Genomic DNA, 19,442 nt, shown 5'->3' with positions numbered 1-19,442 from the left:
GGCGGCACGATGACCGCTTCTCACGAAGCAGACCTGGTGCGCGCGGCGTTGGCGTGGGCCCGGTCGGACGAGACACCCGCCGCGAGTCCCGTGGTCGCGGCAGCCCCACGTCCCCGCGCGCCCCGCTCCGTCCGGTCGGCGGGCCACGCCTGCCCCGAATACGGGCATGGCGGCCTCGCGTTGGGACGGATACTCACCCTCTCCCTGCGGGCGCGGCCCCCAGGTGACAGGCTGCGCCCGGCACCCTCGGCCGGTGCGCTCTCCCCCGTCACCGCATACCTGCTCATCGGCCGCGACGGGCCGCTGCCGCCCGGTGGTTACGCGTACGATCCGCGCACCCACCGCCTGCGCGCGCACCGCCCCGCACCGACCGGCCCGCCCGCCGGGGTCTCCGTCGTCCTCGCCGTCAACCCCCGCCGCACCGCCGCGCATTACGGTCACCGCGCCTGGCCGCTGCTGCTGCTGGACGTGGGGCACGCGGCGGCCGCGCTGTGCCTTGCCGCGCGTGCGACGGGTGCGGAGGGCCGGGTCTGTTTCGACGCGGACTCCGCACTGCTCGAGTCCGCCGTCGGCGGCGGACTCGCCACCGGTGAACTGCCGCTGGCCGCAGTGCTGCTCACGCCCGCCGACGCCCCCGCACCGTACGGACAGCCACTGAGCGGCTGGGCACAGGATCCCGCCCCGCCCGCCTGCTGCCCCGGCCGGGGCAGCATGACTGCCGGCTCCGTACTGTGCGCGCTGGGCAGGGCCGCCTCCGCACACCCCGGCTGGCGGCAGCCGCCCTGGCCTGGTGCCGCACCGGCCGAGCGGCTGCTGCTGGGACGGCGCAGTGCCGCTCCCCCGATTCCGGGAACTCCCCCGGCGGAGCGGCTGCATGAGGTGCTGGCGTCGGCGTCCGCCGTCGGCCGGGCCGTGCTGTCCTGGTGCGTGGCGGTGGGCGGCGCGGAGCCGGGTCTGCTGGCCCTCCCGCCGGGCTCGCCGGGAGACGGTGAGCCGAGCGACCCCGGCACCCCCAGCACCGGCTTGCACCGGCTCGCCGCCGGAGACGCCCGCCCCACCCTCGCCGTCTGGGCCGCCGGACAGGGCTGGCTCGCCGGTTCCGGCGCCGTACTGCTGGGCTACGGCTGCCCCGCCGACGCCGCGCCCCGCGACGTACGGGCGGCCCATCTCGACGCCGGTGCCGCCGTCGGCACCGCACAGGTGGTGGCGGCCGGACTCGGGCTGCGGTCCCGCCCCGTGGGCTCCTGGCAGCTCGCGGACCTCGGAGCGGCGACCGGCGGACCACACGGACGCGACTGGATCGTCCACGGGCTGGCCCTGGGCACGCGGAAGGGCGAAGAGACATGATGCTGCATCCGGAACTCCTGCGGGCCGCGCGCGACGCACGCCGCCCGCTGATCATCGCCACCGCGCTGCTGACGGGCGTGGCGGCCACCTGGCTGGTGCAGGCGGCTCTGCTGGCGCTGTCCCTGTCGGCGATCGCGCGCGGAGCGAACGGCGAACTGCCGCCCCTGCTGGGCGGTGTGCTGGCGGTGGTGCTGCTGCGCGCCCGGCTCGGCTGGTGGCAGCGCCGTGCGGCGCAGCGGGCGGGCGCCCTGGTCCGGGTACGGCTGCGGGACCGGCTGCTGGTGCAGCTCGGGCGGCTCGGTGACGCGCATCTGACGTCGGCCCGCGCCGGAGCCGTACGGGCAACGCTGGTGGACGGGGTGGAGGGAGTGGACGCCTATGTGTCGCGCTATCTCCCGCAGTTGGTACTCACCTGCGCCCTGCCCCCGCTGCTGCTCGTGGCGGTCGCGCTGACCGAGCCGTACGCCCTGCTGGGGCTGGTGCCCGCGCTGCTGCTCGCCCTGCTGGGGCCGCGCTGCTGGGACCGGCTGCTGGAGCGCCGGGGCCGGGAGCACTGGGACACCTACGAGGGTCTCGGCGCGGACTATCTGGAGGCGCTCCAGGGCATGCCCACGCTGCGCGCCGCCGGGGCCGTGCCCCGGACACGGGAGCGGCTGGAGCGCCGGTCCGCCGCGCTGCACCGGGCCACCGTCGCCAAGCTGCGGATCTCGCTCGTCGACACCGGGCTCACCGACCTCGCGGTACAGGGCGGGACGGTGGCGGCGGCACTGCTGGCGTGTGCCTCGGCCACCTCCGGGCGTACGGAGGCCACCGGGACGTATCTTCTGCTGCTGCTCGCCTCCGAGTGCTTCCGGCCGGTACGTGACCTGGCCCGGGAGTGGCACGCGGGCTATCTCGGCGTGTCCGCCGCAGACGGCATCGGCGCTCTGCTGCGCGCCGAGCCCGCCGTACGGGACACCGGCAGTCGGCCGGCCCTGTCGCGGACCGCGCCCGCCATCCGCTTCGAGGGCGTCGATTTCGGCTACGGCCGCGGCGGCGGCCGCGACACCGGCCCCGACAGGGGGCACGACAGCAGCCATGGGGCGCTGGCCCTGGAAGGCGTCAGCTTCACCGCCGAGGCCGGGCGTACGACGGCGATCGTCGGCCCCTCGGGCGCGGGCAAGTCCACGCTGCTGGCCCTGCTGACCCGGCGGTGCGAGCCGGGGCGTGGACAGGTGACGGTGGCCGGCGCGGAGGTCGCCGCGTACACGCTCGCCGCGCTGCGGGCGGGGATCGCCGTCGTCTCCCAGGAGGTCTCCCTCTTCCACGCAACCGTCGCGGAGAACCTGCGGCTGGCACGGCCGGATGCCGACGACGGCGAACTGGTCCGCGCCGCCCGTGCCGCCGGTGTCCACGACGAGATCGCCGCGCTGCCCGACGGGTACGCCACCGTGCTGGGCGAGCGCGGCGCCACCCTCTCGGGCGGGCAGCGGCAGCGCCTCGCTCTGGCCCGCGCGCTGCTCTCGGACGCGCCGGTGCTCGTGCTGGACGAGGCGACCAGCGCCGTCGACGAGCGGCGGGAGGCCCGTATCACCCGCGAACTGCTGGACGCCGCGCACGGCCGAACCTGTCTGGTGGTCGCGCACCGGCTGGACGCCGTCCGGCACGCCGACCGCATCGTCGTCCTGGACGCGGGGCGGGTGGAGGCCGTCGGCACCCATGACGAACTGCTGCGGAGCGGCGGTACCTATGCCGCGCTGGTCGCGGCGGGACACACCGGAGAGGGAGAACTCGTCGCATGATCACAAGCCGCGCGCACCCGGACGCGCCGCACCCGGAGGCGCCGCCCCCCGGCGCGCTGCGTGCGCTGCTGCCCGCACTGGCGGGGCAGCGCGCCAAGGTGATCCGCACCTGTGCGGCGGCCCTCGTCGACCAGGCGGCCCTGGTGGTGCTGGTGACCCTGGCCGCGCACACCGTCGGTGCCGCCGTGTGGGACCAGCGGGCCCCCGGCCCCTGGACGGTGGCGCTGCTGGCCGGGCTGGTGCTGCTGCGCGCGCTCTCCACCTGGCGCGAGATGGATCTGTCGCACGATCTTGCGTACGGCGTGCTGGCGGCGCTGCGGGTGCGGGTGTTCGACGGGCTGGCCCGCAGCGCCCCGGCCCGCGTCGCGGGGCGGCGCAGCGGTGATCTCGCGGCGACCGCGATGGGCGATGTGGAGGCGCTGGAGTTCTTCTACGCGCACACGCTCGCCCAGTTCCTCGCCTCGGGCACGGTGTTCGGCGCGGGCACCGCCGTGCTGGCCGTCGCGCAGCCGGAACTGCTTGCCGTGGTGCTGCCCGCGGCGGTGCTGCTGGTGCTGATCCCGGTGCTGGAGGGCCCGGGGCAGGCGGCGCGCGGTGCCCTCGCCCGCCGGGAGTCGGCGGCCCTGTCGGCCGAGACGGTGGAGACGGTGGACGGGCTGCGGGAGCTGCTGGCGTTCGGCGCGCTGGCCAAGCGCCGGGAACTGCTGGCCGACCGCGGCCGTGCGCTGGGGGACGCACAACGCGCCGAGGTGTCGCGGGAGGCGGCGGGCGCGGCCGTACGGGACCTGCTGGTGGTCGCGGCCGTGCTGGGCGTGGTCGCGCTGGCCGGACGGTCCGTCGCCGCCGGAGGGCTGAGCGGCGCGTGGGCGCCGGCCGCGATGGCGCTGGCGCTGGGCGTGCTGGCTCCGGTGGCGGAGGCGGCGGCCGCCGCGAGCAGGGCGTCCGGGCTGCGGGCGGCGGCGGCGCGGGTGGACGCGGGGATGTCCGCGCCCGCGAGTGCCCCGGTGCCCGTCGCGCCGAGGCCGTTGCCGCCGGGGCCGCTGGGGGTGCGGCTGCGGGCGGTACGTTTCGGCTACGGCGCCGCACACGGCGCCGCCGGGCTGGACCAAGGTGTGCGGGGCGGGCGCGTACCGAACAGCGGCGTGCTGAACGGGGTGGACCTGACCGTGTCCGCCGGGGAGACCGTCGCCCTGGTCGGGGCCTCCGGTGCGGGCAAGTCGACATGCGCGCATCTGCTGGCCCGGTTCTGGGACCCAGCCGACGGCGCCGTGGAGCTGCTGCCGCCGGACGCGGCACCCGTCGGCCTGCGGGAGCTGGCGGACCCCGAGCTGCGGGCGGCCGTCGCCGTCGTCGGGCAGGACGCCCCCCTCTTCCACGGAACCCTCGCCGAGAACCTGCGCCTCGCCGCGCCCGGAGCGGACGCCGCGCAGGTCGCCGAAGTGGCCCGTACGTGCGGCGTGGACCGTATCGCCGAGGCGCTGCCCGAGGGCCTGGAGACCTTGGTGGGTGAACGCGGCGCCACCCTCTCCGGCGGTCAGCGCGCTCGCGTCGCCCTGGCCCGCGCGCTGCTGGCACGGCCGCGGGTGCTGGTCCTCGACGAGACGACGGCGCAGTTGGACACCGCGAGCGACGCGGAGCTGGCGGCCGCCCTCGCCCGTTCGGCGGCGGAACGGGCAACCGTGGTGATCGCGCACCGGCAGGCGACGATCCGGCGGGCCGGTCGTATCGCGGTACTGGAAGGGGGACGGATCGCGGAGGAGGGGACCTGGTCGGAGCTGCTCGCCCGTGACGGCGCGCTGAGCAGGGTGCTCGCGGCGGAACGGCGCCCCTGACCCGCGGGCACGGCGCGCGGAGGTGCGACGCGCCGGGCTCCGGGCGCCGGGCTGCGGGTGGTCCCGGTGAGTGGCAGAGTGAGCGGGGGGCGGGCCCCGCGCAGCGGCCGGGGCCCACCAGCAGGGAAGCGAGGCGAGCACAGGTGTCCGAGAATCGGCCGGTGTACGGGGCTCCGTGCTGGGTGAGTCTGGCGACACGGGAGCTCGCGCCCGCCCAGGAGTTCTACTCGACGGTGCTCGGCTGGACCTTCCGTCCCGACGAGTCGCTCGGCGAGGAGTTCTCCGTCGCCATGGCCGACGGGGAGACCGTCGCCGGGGTGGCGGCGGTGACGCCGACGATCGGCGTCGCGGTGGCCTGGACGCCCTACTTCTATGTCGACGGCGCGGATCCGGTCGCGGCCCGCATCTGGGAGCGGGGCGCCACGATGGCGATCGGGCCGATGCGGCTCGGGAACGGCCGCGTGGCCCTGGCGGCCGACCCTGCCGGGGCGACCTTCGGCTTCTGGCAGGGTCAGGTGCGCCACGGATGGCGTGCGGAGGACAGCCCGCCTCCCGCCCAGCTCGAGCTGCGCACCCGCGACGCCTTCGCCGCGGCGATCTTCTACGGCGAGGTCTTCGAGTGGGCCGCGAACCGGCCGGACCACTGCGACGTCGACTACCAGCACGGAGCCGTCGTCGTACGAGTCGGCCAGCACACCGTGGCGACGCTGCGCGGCGGCGGTGTCGAGTCGGCCCCCGACCCGAAGATCCGGCCGCGCTGGCATGTCTGCTTCACGGTGGACGATGTGGAGGCGGCGGTGCGCGCCGCCGTCAAGGCGGGCGGTACGGTCACCGAGGAACCCTCCAACGGCCTCGGCGGGCGGTCGGCCGGTCTGCGGGACCCCGACGGCGGACTCTTCACCGTAGCCACACCGTTGGAGTAGTCCCGCCCGCGGCCCGGCGCACTCACCTCACCCGGGCAACCGGACGATGACCGAATTGCGTGCGCGCTACAGATCACACGAAAAGCTTCCCGCGTTTCCGGAATAGCTCCGGGACCGTGGCAGTTGACGCTTTCGGCACGGGACGGTCTGCACGGCCTCGCGCCGGGGGCTGATCCCTTGGGAAATCAAGGGGGTGTAGCCAGCACCCCCTTGCACCGGGGAGTGCACCCCCGGGCGAAGAGACGTGCTGCGCGGCTGTCGCACCGGGGGTCCTCCAGGCGACGCTGAAGGCATGACGACAAGCATTGAGGCACCGCCCGATCCCTCGCTGCCCGCCGCGCCCTCCGGAGTGGCACGCGACGGACAGGGCAGCGACTTCGCCCGGCTCTCCCGGCGGATCAGCGAGGCCGGGCTGCTCAGGCGGCGCCCCGGCTACTACACACTTCGGTTCAGCCTCATCGGGCTGGCCTTCGTCGCCACCTGGACGGCGTTCTTCGCCCTGGGCGACAGTTGGTGGCAGCTGGGCGTGGCGGTGCTGCTCGGTCTGGTCTTCGGCCAGGGCGCGCTGGTCGCGCACGATCTCGCGCACCGCCAGGTGTTCAGCAAGCGGCGTCCCAGCGAGATCGGCGGCATGATCGTCGGCAACGTCGGCATCGGGATGTCCTACGGCTGGTGGATGAACAAGCACACCCGCCACCACGCGAACCCGAACCACGAGGAGCTGGACCCGGACGTCTCGCCCGACATCCTCGTGTGGTCCCAGGACCAGGCCCGTGCGTCCAAGGGCCTGCCGCGCTTCATGGGGCGGCACCAGGCCAAGCTGTTCTTCCCGCTGCTGACCCTGGAGGGCTTCAACCTCCACATCTCCAGCGTGCGCGCACTGCGTGCCCCGCACATGAAGAAGCGGCTGCTGGAGGGCGGGCTGCTGCTCGCACACATCGCCGGCTACCTGACCGCGCTCTTCATGGTGATGCCGGTGGGCATGGCCTTCGCCTTCCTCTTCCTCCACCAGGCGGTCTTCGGCGTCTACCTCGGTTCGATCTTCGCGCCGAACCACAAGGGCATGCCGATGCTGAAGGGCAACGCCCGGCCCGACTTCCTGCGCAAGCAGGTGCTCACCTCGCGCAACGTACGCGGCGGATGGTTCGTCGACAACGCGATGGGCGGGCTCAACTACCAGATCGAGCACCACCTCTTCCCGAACATGCCCAGCCCGCACCTGGGTCAGGCGCAGGTGATCGTGCGCGACTACTGCGCCGAGATCGACGTGCCGTACCACGAGACAGGGCTGATCGAGTCCTGGCGCGAGGCGCTGCGGCACCTCGACGAGGTGGGTGCGCCGATCCGCGAGGGCGACAGCGAGCCGGACCGCGTCGCGGCCTGACCGTTCTCCACGTGACCGTGCCGCGGGCTGGGTGACCGGCCCGCGGCACCGGTGTCTCCGGCACCGGCCCGCGGCACCCGTGTCTCCGGCACCGGCCCGCCGGACCGGCTCGACCGGTCAGCTCACCCGCTCGCCGGGCACCGGCTCGTCCTGCTGGTCGGGGCGACGAGACCCGGAGCCCCAGCGGCTGCCGGACGCCCGCCCTTCCCTGAGCCAGCGCCGCAGCACACCGTGCACCTGCTCCGCACCGACCAGCTCACCCTCGGACACCGGCGGCGACAGCCGCAGGGGCGACAGCAGGAACGCCTGGTTCTGCTCACCGCCCAGCCCGCCGTGCGAGCCGATCTGCTCCTCGAAGGCGTGTATCTCGCCGGAGGCCGGGTCGACACAGGAGTTGACCATGATGTCGGCAGCGTGCGGAAAGCCCGCCGTACGGCGCACCGCCGCGGCGGCCCCCGGTCCGAAGACGGCGAGCGGGTCGGTTTCCCCCAACGTCTCCCCCGTCGCCAACCGGTGCTCGCACGCTCCGGCACCTATCACCACCGGCCCGTGCCGCTCGCTGTGGACCAGCAGGAAGCCGACGCCCGGATGATCGGCCAGCGCCCGCAGCAGCGCCGGGTGCCGCGCCTCGATAGCCTCGCGCGACATGCGGCCCGGCACGTCCGGGAAGGAGATCAGCCCGAGGTTTCCGGAGGCGAGCACCACCGGCCCAGCGCTGCGCGGCGGCTTGCGGGGCACCTCCTCGTGGCGGCCCGCCTCCTCGGGACGGTGCAGCGCCACCCTCGCCGCGGCCCGCGCCTCCGCGCCGCTGGGCGTACGCCCCGCGCGGCGCGGTACGGGCAGGCCGCACCCTGCCCGTACGAGATCCTCCAGGGTCAGCCCGTAGGCGCCCGCGAAGGTCTGCCCGGCACTCTGCCCGTGGTCGGAGAGCAGCACGATGCGGTACGGGCGCGGCGCGTGGTCGGCCGCCTTGACGATCAGCCGTACGGCGCGGTCGAGGCTGCGGAGCACCTGCCGGGTGTCCCGGCCGCGCGGTCCGGAGTGGTGCGCCACCTCGTCGTACGCCACCAGGTCGGCGTAGACGGCGGTACGGCCGCCGAGGATGTCGCCGATCACCGCCGCTACCACCACATCGCGCTGCACGACGGTGGCGAAGGCGCGTACCAGCGGGTAGAGCCCACCGCGCCGCACCCGTGGGGCGTCCCCGCGCAGCCGGGCCCGGACGGACTGGGTCAGCTCGCGGAAGATCTCGGCCACGAAGGAGACGGCGGTGCGGGTGGCGTTCGCCGGGTCCGCGAAGTAGGCGAAGTATCCGGCGCGGGAACGGGTGTCCCGGCCGCGCCGGGCGGCGACCGACAGCACCAGGGCGAGCTGTCGCGCGCCGCCGCTGAAGAGGTTGCCGCGGCTGGCTCCGTCGCGCTCCAGCAGTCCGTACCCGCCGGTGCGGGCGACGGCCCGGCGCTGGAGTTCCGCGGCGCCGCTGGGGCGGTTGCTGACCAGCACCTCGCCGGTCTCCTTCTCGTACCAGCGGAAGGCGGGCACGTCCTCGTTGCTGCCGTGCAGGATGCCCAGCTGGCTGGCGCCGGTCTGGCTGGACCAGTCGGTGCGCCACGGGGTGAGCCGGTGGGTGTCGCCGCACATCCCGGCGAGGGTCGGCATCAGCGGGTTGTCGCCCTCCATCGCCTCGCGCAGCACCGCGTGCCCGACCCCGTCCAGCTGGAGGAAGACGGTGCCGGGCGTGTCCTCGGGCGGGCCCGCTCCGGCCCGGCGGCGGCGCCGGTCGGCGAGGCGGGCGAGCCTGCGGCGGTAGGCGCCGTCGTCCCGTACGGCGAGGAAGGTGCTCGTCGCCGAGGAGGCGGCGGACATCACCGCCGCCACCACCACGGCCGTCTCGGGATTCACCTCGCCGCGTTCGGGGACGAGCCGCAGTGCGATCCACAGGAGTGAGCCGTTGAGGAAGAACACCAGCAGGCCCAGCACCAGCGCGGGCACCAGCAGCAGGGCGCGCACGAGGACCGGCCACACCAGGGCGCTGAGCACACCGAACGCTCCGGCGCCGATCCCGGCCGTGACGGCTATCCGGGTGGCGGTGTCGCCGTCGGCCGACTGCAGCCGGAAATCGGGCAGTCCGCCCGCGAGCAGCAGCATGGTGAGGGTGCTGACCGCCCACACCGCGAGCACCCGCAGCACGGTGCTGCCCACGGCGCGCCAGGGAGGCATACGCACTCGCACTCTCGGGTCTCCTCGTCTCCGCCGAAGCCGCGGTGTTCCGGTCGCGCCGCGCTCACGAGGCGCACGGCGGCCGGGACACGCACCGCGTCCGCGCACGCCATCCGGCACGCGGGACATCCTCCACTTTCACACAACGGATGACCGTCCGGACGCCCTTCCCCCGGAGCGGACGGCGGACGGGACGGCGGAGCGGGCCTTGCCAGGTCGTAGGGTCGGAGGCGAGCGGCTCCGCGTCGGCGCGGAGCGGCCGGATAGAGGGCCGGACACGCGGCCGCGTCCGCGATCGGGAGGAGCGCCCGTGCCGGTGGAGGTCACGTGGTGGGGACATGCCACCGCCACGGTGCGGGACTCGGGTGTCACCGTGCTCACCGATCCGCTGCTGGTACGGCGCATGGCACACCTGCGCAGGCGCCGCGGAGCACTGCCCCCCGTCTCCGCGACTCGCGCCGACGTGGTGCTGGTCTCCCATCTGCACGCCGACCATCTCCACATCCGCTCGCTCTCCAAGCTCCCGCCCGGCACCCTCGTGCTGGTGCCGCGCGGGGCGCCCGACGCGGTGCCGGGGCTCCGGCGACTGACCGCCGTCCTGGACGTAACTGAGGTGGCACCCGGCGACGAGACGCGGGTCGGTGCGGTGCGGATACGGGTGGTCCCCGCCGCGCACGACGGACGGCGGCTGCCCTACGGCTCACACCGCGCGCCGGCGCTCGGGTTCGTGCTGGAGGGCGAGGCCCGTACCTACTTCGCCGGAGACACCGGCCTGTTCGACGACATGGCGCGGGCCGTCGGGCCGGTGGACATCGCGCTGCTGCCGGTGGGCGGCTGGGGCCCCTACCTCGGCGAGGGCCATCTGGATCCCGGCCGTGCGGCGGAGGCGCTGGTACGGCTGGGTGCGCACAGCGCCGTCCCCGTGCACTACGGCACGTACTGGCCGATCGGCATGGACGCGGTCCGGCCGCACGAGTTCCACTCCCCCGGTGACGAGTTCGTCCGGCTGGCGGGGCTGCGCGCGCCGGGCGCCGTGGTGCACCGGCTGCGGCACGGCGAGACCGCCCGTCTGGAGCCACCGGAATGATCGACCGCATCACGGACGAAGTGCTCGCCGCCGCGCGGGCCCTGCCGACGGAGTCGACCCAGCAGGCCGTGGGCTACCCGTCGCTCTTCCTGCTGGTGGTCTTCGGATCGCTGGTGCCGGTGGTGCCGACGGGCGCGCTCGTCAGCGGGGCGGCGGTTGTCGCCTTCCACCAGAGCATGCCGCTGGTGTCCCTGCCGCTGGTCTTCGGGGTCGCCGCGCTGGCCGCGTTCCTCGGCGACCTGGGCCTGTACTGGCTGGGCCAGCGCGGGATGGGCTCCCGCAACGGTTCGCGCTGGCTGGAGCAGTTGCGGGAGCGGGCGGCGCCCGAACGGCTGGCCCAGGCACAGGAGAAGCTGGAGCGGCACGGGGTGACCGTACTGGTCATCTCGCGGCTGGTGCCCGCCGGCCGGATCCCGGTCATGCTGGCCTGCCTGATGTCCCGGATGCGGATGCGGGACTTCATCCGGGGCGACATCCCGGCGTGTCTGGCGTGGGCCGCGACCTACCAGCTGATCGGCGTCGCGGGCGGCTCCCTCTTTCCGGAGCCCTGGCAGGGCGTCGCGGCAGCTGTATTGCTGACCCTCCTGCTCAGCGCCGCCCCCGCCCTGACCCGCCGCTTCCGCCGCCGCGGTCCCCGCGGCACGGGGCCCGACGACACCGCGGAGTGATCCGCCCCGCGGCCGGGCGGTGGGCCCCGCGCCGCGGCCCGCGCGGCTACCTCTCCAGGAGTTCCCGCAGCGCTGCGGCGATGTCGGCGGGAGCCTCCTCGGCCATGAAGTGGCCGCAGGAGACGGTGGAGTGCCGCAGGTCGCCCGCCCACGCGCCCCACAGTGCGGCGGCCTCATAGCCGAGGGCCGCGCCCCAGTCCTGCTGGAGCACGGCCACCGGCATCGTCAGCAGGCTGCCCGCCGCGCGGTCGGCCAGGTCGTGCTCGACGTCGATGCCCGCCGAGGCGCGGTAGTCGGCGACGATCGAGGGCACGGCCGCACGGCAGGCCCGCAGATAGGCGGCACGGACCTCGCCCGGGACGGCCTTCGGGTCGAGGGCCCAGACGTCGAGGAAGTGGCCGAAGAACGCGTCCGCGCTTGCGGTGATCATCTGTTCGGGCAGGCCGGGCGGCTGCGCCATGAGGTACAGGTGGAACCCCACCGCCGCGGCCGTGCCGTTCAGGGCCTCCCACATGTCGAGCGTGGGCAGTACGTCGAGGCAGGCCAGGTGGGTGATCGCGCCGGGGTGGTCCAGCCCGGCGCGGAAGGCCACCAGCGCTCCGCGGTCGTGACCGGCCAGGGCGAAGCGGTCGTGCCCCAGGTTCTTCGCCAGTGCGACGATGTCGTGTGCCATCGTCCGCTTCGAGTAGGTGTCGGCGTCCTTCTCCGCGGGCTTGTCACTGTCCCCGTAACCGCGCAGATCAGGGCAGATGACGGTGTGGTCGACGGCGAGATCGGCCGCGACATGGCGCCACATCAAGTGGGTCTGCGGGAATCCGTGCAGCAGGACGACCGGAGGGCCGGAGCCGCCGACGGCGGTGTGGAGAAAGACGTCCTCGGCCACTTCCACTCGCTGGTGGTCGAATCCGGTGAGGGTGGGCTGCATGGCTGAGCTCATTTCGCTGAAGTGAATTTCTGTCGGGGTGCGTGGGGGCGGCCGGTCCGCTCACCCGATGCGTCCACAGTGCGGGGCCTCAATGAGCAGCCGATGAGCGCGCGGTACGTTGGGGCCTGTCCGGCCGGGATGGAGCGCCGGGATGGAGCGCAGAGCCCACGGACCGGGACTCAGGGACTCAGGAACTCAGGACGCGAGGACGGACGCCGGCGTGCAGGTGGACTTTGGGGTCCTGGGCTCCGTTACCGCCTGGGACGAGGCGGGCGACACCGTCCCGCTCAAAGGGCCGCGGCACCGCGCCGTGCTGGCCCGTCTCCTGGTGGCCCGCCGGCGCGTCGTTCCGGTCGCACGGCTGGTGGACGACCTCTGGGAGGAGCCTCCCGCAGACGCGGTCAGCACGATTCGTACGTTCGTCTCCGCGCTGCGCCGCTCGCTCGAACCCGACCGGGCGCCACGGACACCGGCCCGGCTCCTCGTCACCGAAGGCCCCGGCTACGCGCTGCGGGCCGCGCACGACGAGGTCGACGCCTGGCGGTTCGAGAAGGCCGTCGACGCCGCCGCGGATCTCCGTCCTGCAGCACTGGTCGCCCGGCTCACGGAGGCGCTGGCGTCATGGCGGGGACCTGCGTACGCCGACTTCGCCGACGAGCCGTGGACCCGCACGGAACGCTCCCGGCTGACCGAGCTCCGACTCCAGGCCGTCGAACGCCGCGCCGAAGCCCGCATCGCGCTGGGCGTGGCCGCTGAGGCCGTACCGGATCTGGACGCGCACGTAACGGAGCATCCGTGGCGCGAGGACGCCTGGCACCTGCTGGCGCTCGCCCTCTACCGGTCCGGACGGCAGGCGGACGCGCTGTCCGTGCTCAGACGCGCACGGCGGATGCTCGGCGAGCAACTGGGGGTGGACCCCGGCCCGAGGCTGAGCCGCCTGGAAGCGGACGTGCTGCGCCAGGCGGACCATCTGGACCCCGGTCCCGGCGGATCGGCGGCCCAGGTCTGGGCCCAGGCCGCAGCGGCGTACGAGTCCGCCGTTCCCGCCCGTGCCCGGACGCGGCTGGAGTCCACGGCCGGTCTCATGCGCGATCTGGCCGTGACCGGAGGCGGTGGGCTAGAGGCCTCCCGGCGCCACCGGGTGGCGGCCGTGGCCGCGGCGGAGCAGCTGGGCGACCCCGAACTCACCGCGCGGGTCATCGGCATCTACGACGTGCCCGCGATCTGGACCCGGTCGGACGACCCGGCACAGGCCGAGTGGCTGGTGGGAGCCGCGGAACGGACGCTGCGGCTGCTGCCGCCCGAGGAACACGACGCCGCGCGCGGGCGGCTGCTCGCCACCATCGCCGTGGAGTCCCGCGGCACGCTCCCGGCCGAGCAAGGGCCTTCGGAGGCGGGGATGCGGGCGGGGGCGGGGATGCGGGCGCGGGCGGGGATGCGGGCGTTCCAGGCCGCGCGGCAGGCGGAGCAGATCGCGCGGCGCCTCCATGACACCTCTCTGCTGGCCTTCGCCCTGAACGGCGTCTTCATGCAGACCTTCCACCGGGCGGGCCTGGCCGCCCGGCGCGACGGTATCGGGGCCGAGATCGTGTCGCTGTCCGCGCAGAACAACCTCGTCACCTACGAGGTACTGGGCCATCTCATCCGCCTGCAGTCCCGCTGTGCGCTGGCCGACTTCGCGGGAGCCGAACGGCATGCGGCGGCTGCCGACAGGCTGTCCGAACAGCACGAACTCCCCCTCGTGCCGGTCTTCACCACCTGGTACCGCGCGCTGCGCACCTCCCTGACGGAGCCAATGGGCGCAGCCGAATCCGCGTACGAGGAGGCTGCCGCCTGCCTGGACGGGGCCGGGATGCCGGGGCTCACGCAGGGGCTGCTGCCGCTGGCCCAGCTGAGCCTGTACGTCCGCCACGACGACCCGGCCCGCATCGCCGGGATGGCGGGGCGGGGCGGCTGGGGTCCCTACGAGCCCTGGGTGCGGCCCCTCCTGCACGCCTCCCTGGGCGACGACGACGGGGCCCGCGCAGCCCTGCGGGATGTGGCTTCCCCGCCGCGCGACCTGCTGTTCGAGGCGCTCTGGTGCCTCCTGGCGCGGGCAGCCCTCCTCGTCGGCGACCGCACGGTGATGCGGCGCGCCTCCACGCAACTGGCGCCCGCCTCCGCCGAACTGGCCGGAGCGGGCAGCGGCCTGCTCACCCTGGGCCCGGTCTCCGGCCACCTGAAGGCCCTCACCTCGGCGCTGTCCCACCCGTAGCACCCGGCAGGTCAGGTGCGGGATTCAGCTCTTCGGCGCGACGCGGCCTCGGATCCCGCTCCAAGCCCAGCCTCCGAAACCGGTCACGGACGCAGCGATGAGTTTTCCCGGCCGGGAGAGTCTCACCACTGTTAGCGACAACGCAGGAGGAACACATGGCTCAGCTGCTGAGGGTCCAGAACTTCAATGTCTCGAGTGACGGAATCGGTGCCGGTGAGGACCAGACCCTGGAGAGTCCGTTCGGCCACGCCGACCCCGGGAAGCTGTTCGCCTGGGCCGGCGCCACGGCGAGCTGGCCCATGCGTACCGACCCCGGGGGGAGCCGGGGCCTGGACGACTACCTCACGCGGGACTACGCACGCAACATCGGTGCCGAGATCATGGGCCGCAACAAGTTCGGTCCCCAGCGCGGGCCCTGGCAGGACCACGAGTGGCAGGGCTGGTGGGGGGACGAACCCCCCTTCCGCACCCCGGTGTTCGTCCTGACCCACCACAAGCGTCCTTCGTTCACGCTCTCCGACACCACGTTCCACTTCGTCGACGGCGACCCGGCCACGGTTCTCGACCAGGCGCGAGAGGCGGCGCAGGGCAAGGACGTCCGACTCGGCGGTGGGGCTACCACCATCCGGCAGTTCCTCGACGCCGACCTCGTCGACACCCTGCATGTGGCGGTCTCGCCGGTGAAGTTCGGTACCGGAGTGCGGCTCTGGGATTCCCCCGACGAGCTGCTCGACCGCTTCCACCTGGACGTCGTGCCCAGCGCGAGCGGCGTGACGCACCACCTGTTCTGGCGCAAGTGACGCGCGAGCCCACCCGTTTGTGCACTCGTCCGCGCCGTCGGCCGGTCACCGGAAACGACTGCGTACGGCCCGCCGCCCACTCGGCTTCCCCCTGACTCGGCGAGAAGAACAAGTGCAGTTCACACGCGGTGATCAGCCGTTCGACCGGCGGATACGCCGTCTGCTCGATCGAGGTCACGCCCCACCCCACCCAGGTGCCAGAAGCCGTCGCCAGACCGACGGCCTTGCGCCAAACGGGTGAGGGGCCTCCACGGGATCAGGCCACTGCGGACGACCTGAGCGGGCGGCTCCCCGCGCGGACGGGGAGCCGCCCGGCGTCAGCCGGCGGTCAGCGCGGCCAGCGCACCCCGTACGGCGTCCAGCGCCTCGGGCACGCCCGGCAGTTCCAGCGGGCGCGCCTCCGCCTCGGCCGGCACGACCGGCCCCAGCAGCCCGGTCGACAGCCGCACCCGGAGTGCGCGCGGGTCATCGCCGAAGCGGTGGCCGCCGCGCACGTGCGAGCCCAGCCGCCGTACCAACTCCGCTTCCAGCCCCGGCGCGTCCTCGATTCCGTGCGCCGCGAGACGTGGGCGCAGCTCCTGCAGGTCGGCATACAGCGCTCGGCCCACCTGCGGGGGCCGGCACACGGCCCCCGCCTCGGTGAGGACTTCGTGCAAGGCGGCGGCGAACGCCCCGTGCTGCGCGGCCTCGGCGGTGCGCCGCTCCCGTACGGGGCCTGGTTCGGCCAGCACTTCGGCCACTGCCGCGTCGTCGGGGCCGCGCAGCTCCGTGTCCAGGGCGTCCAGGATCTCTCGTACCCGATCGCCGAGTTCGCGTCCGTGCTCGGTGTCCTGGAAGCGGGCGATGCCCGCGCGGACGCCGGGGTGCGGGAGGGCGACGTCGACTCCCGCGAGCACGACCACCGATCCGGTGCGGCCGGACCCGAGCATCTCCGCCGGGCTGACGATCACCGTGTGGTGCGGGTCGTGGCAGGCGTCCCGCCAGCTCTCGTCACTGACGATCAGCAGTCCCTCGTCCGATGCGGCCTCACACACCTCGTGCAGCAGTTCGGGGGGCGCAGCGGTGCCGGTGGGGTCATCGGCGACCGAGAGCAGCAGCACCCGGGGGTCGACTCCGGCTGTACGGGCGCGGCGCGCCGCCTCCCGCAGGGCGACGGGGTCGGGCACGCCGCCGCACTCGGCGGGCACCGGTACGGGGTGCAGCGGGCGGCCGAGCAGCCGCGCCTGGGGGGCGTACCAGGCGGCGCTGGGGCGTGGCAGCAGCACGCCGCCGCCCACGCCTCCCCGGCCTCCGCTTGCCGCGTTTGCCGCGTTTGCCCGCCCCGCCGTCTGGTCCGCCGCCGCGCGGTCGGCCGCCGCGAGCACGGCGAGCAGCAGCAGCGGTGCGCCGGGGGCGGTGACCGCCTGTGCGGGGCGGGTCGGCAGTCCGCGCCGATGCCAGTAGCCGCAGGCGGCCGTCGCCGCGTCGGTGTGCCGCATCCGAACCCGCCTCCACCGCTCCGCCCTCGCAGTGCTCGCACCCGTGCTCACACCCGTCCCCACTGTCCCAGAGAACTCGGCGTCGGCGGGCCGACACCACCTCCGACACGACCTCCGGCACTCCAGCGGTACACCACCGCCACGTGCTGCCGAGGCCGCATCCGAGTTTGACCACTACAGGGACAAAGTTCGGCCGTTTCCGGTGATAGCCATTGGCGCCTCGTCAAAAGTCGTTTAGCTTCCATGGGCGTTGCAGTCACCTACGAGAGGTGTACGCGCCATGCGCAGACGCAGGTACGTCTTAGCACTGACCGCCACCGTGATCGGATCACTGATGGCGGGGGTCCCCTCCGCCGCGGGCGCCGACGACGATGGGGGAGACAGCGGGCAGCAGGCCCAGGCACTGAAGCAGGCACGGAAGAAGGCGCCGGGTACGGCCGACCCGCGGGTGCTCGTCTTCCACGGCCCGGACGCGCCGGGCGAGGTGACCGAGGCGGGCATCGCCGCGATCACCGAGATCGGGTCGGAAGCGCCGGCAGGCGAGGGCTTCCGTACCGAAGTGACCGACGACCCCGGCACGTTCACCCCGGACCAGTTGCGCTCCTTCAACGCCGTCGTCTTCCTCTCCGCCGGCGGCGACCTGCTCAACGCGGGGCAGGAGGCCGCGTTCACGGAGTACATCCGCTCCGGCGGCGGTTTCCTCGGTGTGCACGACGCGGCACGCGCCGAACCGGACAGCTCGTGGTTCACCGGGCTCCTCGGCGCACGCCCGGCGGACGGCGGACCGGACGGAGCGCAGGAGGCGGTCGTGGAGGTGGGCGACCGCGTCCATCCGGCCACCAGCGGCCTCCCGCTGGAATGGGAGCGTGACGACGTCTGGTTCAACTGGACGGACAATCCGAGCGGCAAGGTGCACACCGTCGCCCGCGTACGGGAGAGCACGTACGAGCCCGGAGCGGGAGCCAACGGCTGGGATCACCCGGTGTCCTGGTGCCGCGACTACGACGGCGGCCGGTCCTTCTACACCGGGATGGGCGGCACCGTCGCCGGTTTCGGCGAGGACGACTTCCGTCAGCACCTGCACGGCGCCCTCCTGTGGACGACCCGCCTGGCCCGAGCCGACTGCCAGGCGACGATCTCCGCCAACTACGACGCGCAGCGGGTGACTCAGCCCAACCAGCCCGGCGAGCTGGACCAGATCGGCGAGCCGCACGGCATGGACATCGCCGAGGACGGCCGGGTCTTCTCCATCGGCCGCGCCGGAGGCATGCCGGGCTCGCCGGTGGTCACCGACTGGGACGACCCGCGCATCGGCCTCGGCGAGGGCACCGTGCACATCTGGGACCCGGAGACCGAGCAGTCACACCTCGCCGGCACTCTCGACGTCTTCGGCGACAAGGGCAGCGGCGGCGAACTGACGAAGACCGAGGAAGGGCTGCTGGGCATCGCGCTCGCCCCGGACTTCGCCGACAGCGGCTGGATCTATCTGCACTGGACGCCGCACTCGAAGATCGACCGCTCCGCCCACACCGCCGAGCGCCGGGTCTCGCGTTTCACCCTGGACCCCGACTCGGACAAGCTCGACCCGGCCTCCGAGAAGGTGCTGCTGTCCTGGCCCGTGCAGATCCACAGCTGCTGCCACGCGGGCGGCGGAATGGACTGGGACTCGAAGGGCAATCTCTACATCGCCACCGGTGACACCAACTCCTCCGGGTTCTCCGGCGGTTACTCGGGCAACAACCCCGAGCCGGTCTTCCGGGGCCTCTCGTTCGCCGATGCCCGCCGCACCTCGGGCAACACCAACAACCTCAACGGCAAGATCCTGCGCATCCACCCAGAGCCGGACGGGAGCTACACCGTCCCGGAGGGCAACCTCTTCACCGGCGAGGAGGAGGGCGGCGGCAAGACGCGCGCCGAGATCTACGTGATGGGTGTACGCAACCCGTCCCGTATCGCCGTCGACAAGGAGACGGACAAGCTGTACGCGGGCTGGGTCGGACCGGACGCCGGTCAGCCCAGCACCACCTGGGGGCCCGCGAAGTACGAGACCTTCGCCGTCATCACCTCGGCGGGCAACCAGGGTTGGCCGTACTGCATGGGCAACAGGCAGCCGTACCGCGACCGCAACCTGCCCGACCCCGACCAGCCGCTGGGCTGGTACGACTGCGACAACCTCAAGAACGAATCGCCCCACAACGACGGTCTGGTGAACATCCCGCCCGCCCGTGACAACAACCTCTGGTACTCCCCGCAGGGCGGAGCCCCGGACTTCCCCCGGAACGATGCGGGCGTCCCCAGCTACCGGCTGGACGAGCAGCAGCTGCTGCTCCCCTGGCTCAAGGGCGGAGTCCAGGCAGCCATGACGGGCCCCGTCTACCGCTACGACGAGGACAGTCAGAGCGACGGCAAGTGGCCCGCCTACTGGGACGGCAAGTGGTTCGCCGGGGACCACTACGACAGCGACCAGCCTCGCCACGCACTCCTGTTCGATCCCGCCAGCGAGGCGAGCGGCGGCCTCCCGGTGCACGCCGAGAGCCTGGACGCGATCATCCCACCGGGCAACGACGGCATCAGGAACCTGATGGGCTGGAAGTTCGGCCCGGACGGCTCGCTGTACGTCCAGGACTACGGGCGCGGGTTCTTCAACGCCGACGAGAAGTCCGCACTCTGGCGGGTGACCTACGAGGGCGGGCCGCCCACTCCGACCGGCCGGGACTTCCTCGGCGGCAAGCGGTGAGGAGCC

General features: G+C 73.8%; 13 protein-coding genes. 10 read left to right on the top strand and 3 right to left on the bottom strand.

Features of this window, described 5'->3' with window-relative positions:
• Positions 1–9: 9 nt before the first annotated feature.
• The 5 genes from LHJ74_RS26885 to LHJ74_RS26865 all read left to right on the top strand — a co-directional run bounded on the left by LHJ74_RS26885 (position 10) and on the right by LHJ74_RS26865 (position 7,267).
• Positions 10–1,347 (top strand): nitroreductase family protein, encoded by a 1,338-nt coding sequence (locus LHJ74_RS26885; protein WP_260220856.1) that lies wholly within the window; start codon positions 10–12, stop codon positions 1,345–1,347.
• Positions 1,344–3,128, top strand: coding sequence for an ABC transporter ATP-binding protein/permease (locus LHJ74_RS26880; RefSeq protein WP_260220855.1), 1,785 nt, complete (start codon positions 1,344–1,346; stop codon positions 3,126–3,128). The genes LHJ74_RS26885 and LHJ74_RS26880 overlap by 4 nt, the downstream gene beginning before the upstream one ends.
• A complete protein-coding gene (locus tag LHJ74_RS26875; RefSeq protein ID WP_260220854.1) occupies positions 3,125–4,960 on the top strand; it encodes an ABC transporter ATP-binding protein in 1,836 nt (611 codons plus the stop codon). The genes LHJ74_RS26880 and LHJ74_RS26875 overlap by 4 nt, the downstream gene beginning before the upstream one ends.
• A 182-nt stretch (positions 4,961–5,142) precedes the next feature.
• The gene (locus tag LHJ74_RS26870; RefSeq protein WP_260220853.1) at positions 5,143–5,883 is read left to right on the top strand and encodes a VOC family protein; all 741 of its coding nucleotides are present in this window, start codon (positions 5,143–5,145) and stop codon (positions 5,881–5,883) included.
• 292 nt (positions 5,884–6,175) lie between these two features.
• Positions 6,176–7,267, top strand: a complete 1,092-nt coding sequence (locus LHJ74_RS26865; RefSeq protein ID WP_260220852.1) for a fatty acid desaturase family protein — start codon at positions 6,176–6,178, stop codon at positions 7,265–7,267.
• A gap of 117 nt (positions 7,268–7,384) precedes the next feature.
• Here the strand turns inward: LHJ74_RS26865 and LHJ74_RS26860 are convergent, their stop codons facing one another.
• Positions 7,385–9,487 carry a phage holin family protein gene (locus LHJ74_RS26860; RefSeq protein WP_260220966.1) on the bottom strand — a complete coding sequence of 701 codons (2,103 nt, stop codon included), beginning with the start codon at positions 9,485–9,487 and terminating at the stop codon, positions 7,385–7,387.
• A 310-nt stretch (positions 9,488–9,797) separates the two neighbouring features.
• Here LHJ74_RS26860 and LHJ74_RS26855 point away from each other — a divergent pair, with 310 nt between their 5' ends.
• Together LHJ74_RS26855 and LHJ74_RS26850 are read left to right on the top strand one after the other, a co-directional pair.
• Positions 9,798–10,574 (top strand): MBL fold metallo-hydrolase, encoded by a 777-nt coding sequence (locus LHJ74_RS26855; RefSeq protein WP_260220851.1) that lies wholly within the window; start codon positions 9,798–9,800, stop codon positions 10,572–10,574.
• A complete protein-coding gene (locus LHJ74_RS26850; RefSeq protein ID WP_260220850.1) occupies positions 10,571–11,242 on the top strand; it encodes a DedA family protein in 672 nt (223 codons plus the stop codon). The genes LHJ74_RS26855 and LHJ74_RS26850 overlap by 4 nt, the downstream gene beginning before the upstream one ends.
• A gap of 46 nt (positions 11,243–11,288) precedes the next feature.
• Here the strand turns inward: LHJ74_RS26850 and LHJ74_RS26845 are convergent, their stop codons facing one another.
• The gene (locus tag LHJ74_RS26845) at positions 11,289–12,167 is read right to left on the bottom strand and encodes an alpha/beta fold hydrolase (protein WP_260220965.1); all 879 of its coding nucleotides are present in this window, start codon (positions 12,165–12,167) and stop codon (positions 11,289–11,291) included.
• A gap of 220 nt (positions 12,168–12,387) precedes the next feature.
• On the opposite strand from LHJ74_RS26845, the gene LHJ74_RS26840 reads away from it, so the two are divergent.
• Both LHJ74_RS26840 and LHJ74_RS26835 read left to right on the top strand, forming a co-directional pair.
• Positions 12,388–14,421: an AfsR/SARP family transcriptional regulator gene (locus tag LHJ74_RS26840; protein WP_260220849.1), complete on the top strand. Its 2,034-nt coding sequence runs from the start codon at positions 12,388–12,390 to the stop codon at positions 14,419–14,421.
• 155 nt (positions 14,422–14,576) lie between these two features.
• Entirely contained in the window at positions 14,577–15,221 is a 645-nt protein-coding gene (locus tag LHJ74_RS26835; protein WP_260220848.1) for a dihydrofolate reductase family protein, read from the top strand.
• A gap of 317 nt (positions 15,222–15,538) precedes the next feature.
• Here the strand turns inward: LHJ74_RS26835 and LHJ74_RS26830 are convergent, their stop codons facing one another.
• Positions 15,539–16,699, bottom strand: coding sequence for an aminotransferase class I/II-fold pyridoxal phosphate-dependent enzyme (locus LHJ74_RS26830; protein ID WP_260220847.1), 1,161 nt, complete (start codon positions 16,697–16,699; stop codon positions 15,539–15,541).
• Positions 16,700–16,979: 280 nt separating this feature from the next.
• Between LHJ74_RS26830 and LHJ74_RS26825 the strand changes: the two genes are divergently transcribed.
• A complete protein-coding gene (locus LHJ74_RS26825) occupies positions 16,980–19,436 on the top strand; it encodes a ThuA domain-containing protein (RefSeq protein WP_260220846.1) in 2,457 nt (818 codons plus the stop codon).
• The last annotated feature ends 6 nt before the right edge of the window (positions 19,437–19,442 follow it).

It is taken from the genome of Streptomyces gossypii (genome assembly GCF_025165795.1).
Classification (GTDB): Bacteria; Actinomycetota; Actinomycetes; order Streptomycetales; family Streptomycetaceae; genus Streptomyces; species Streptomyces gossypii.
Note: the sequence above shows the minus strand (reverse complement) of the source record. Positions and strands in the feature narration are given on the sequence as shown.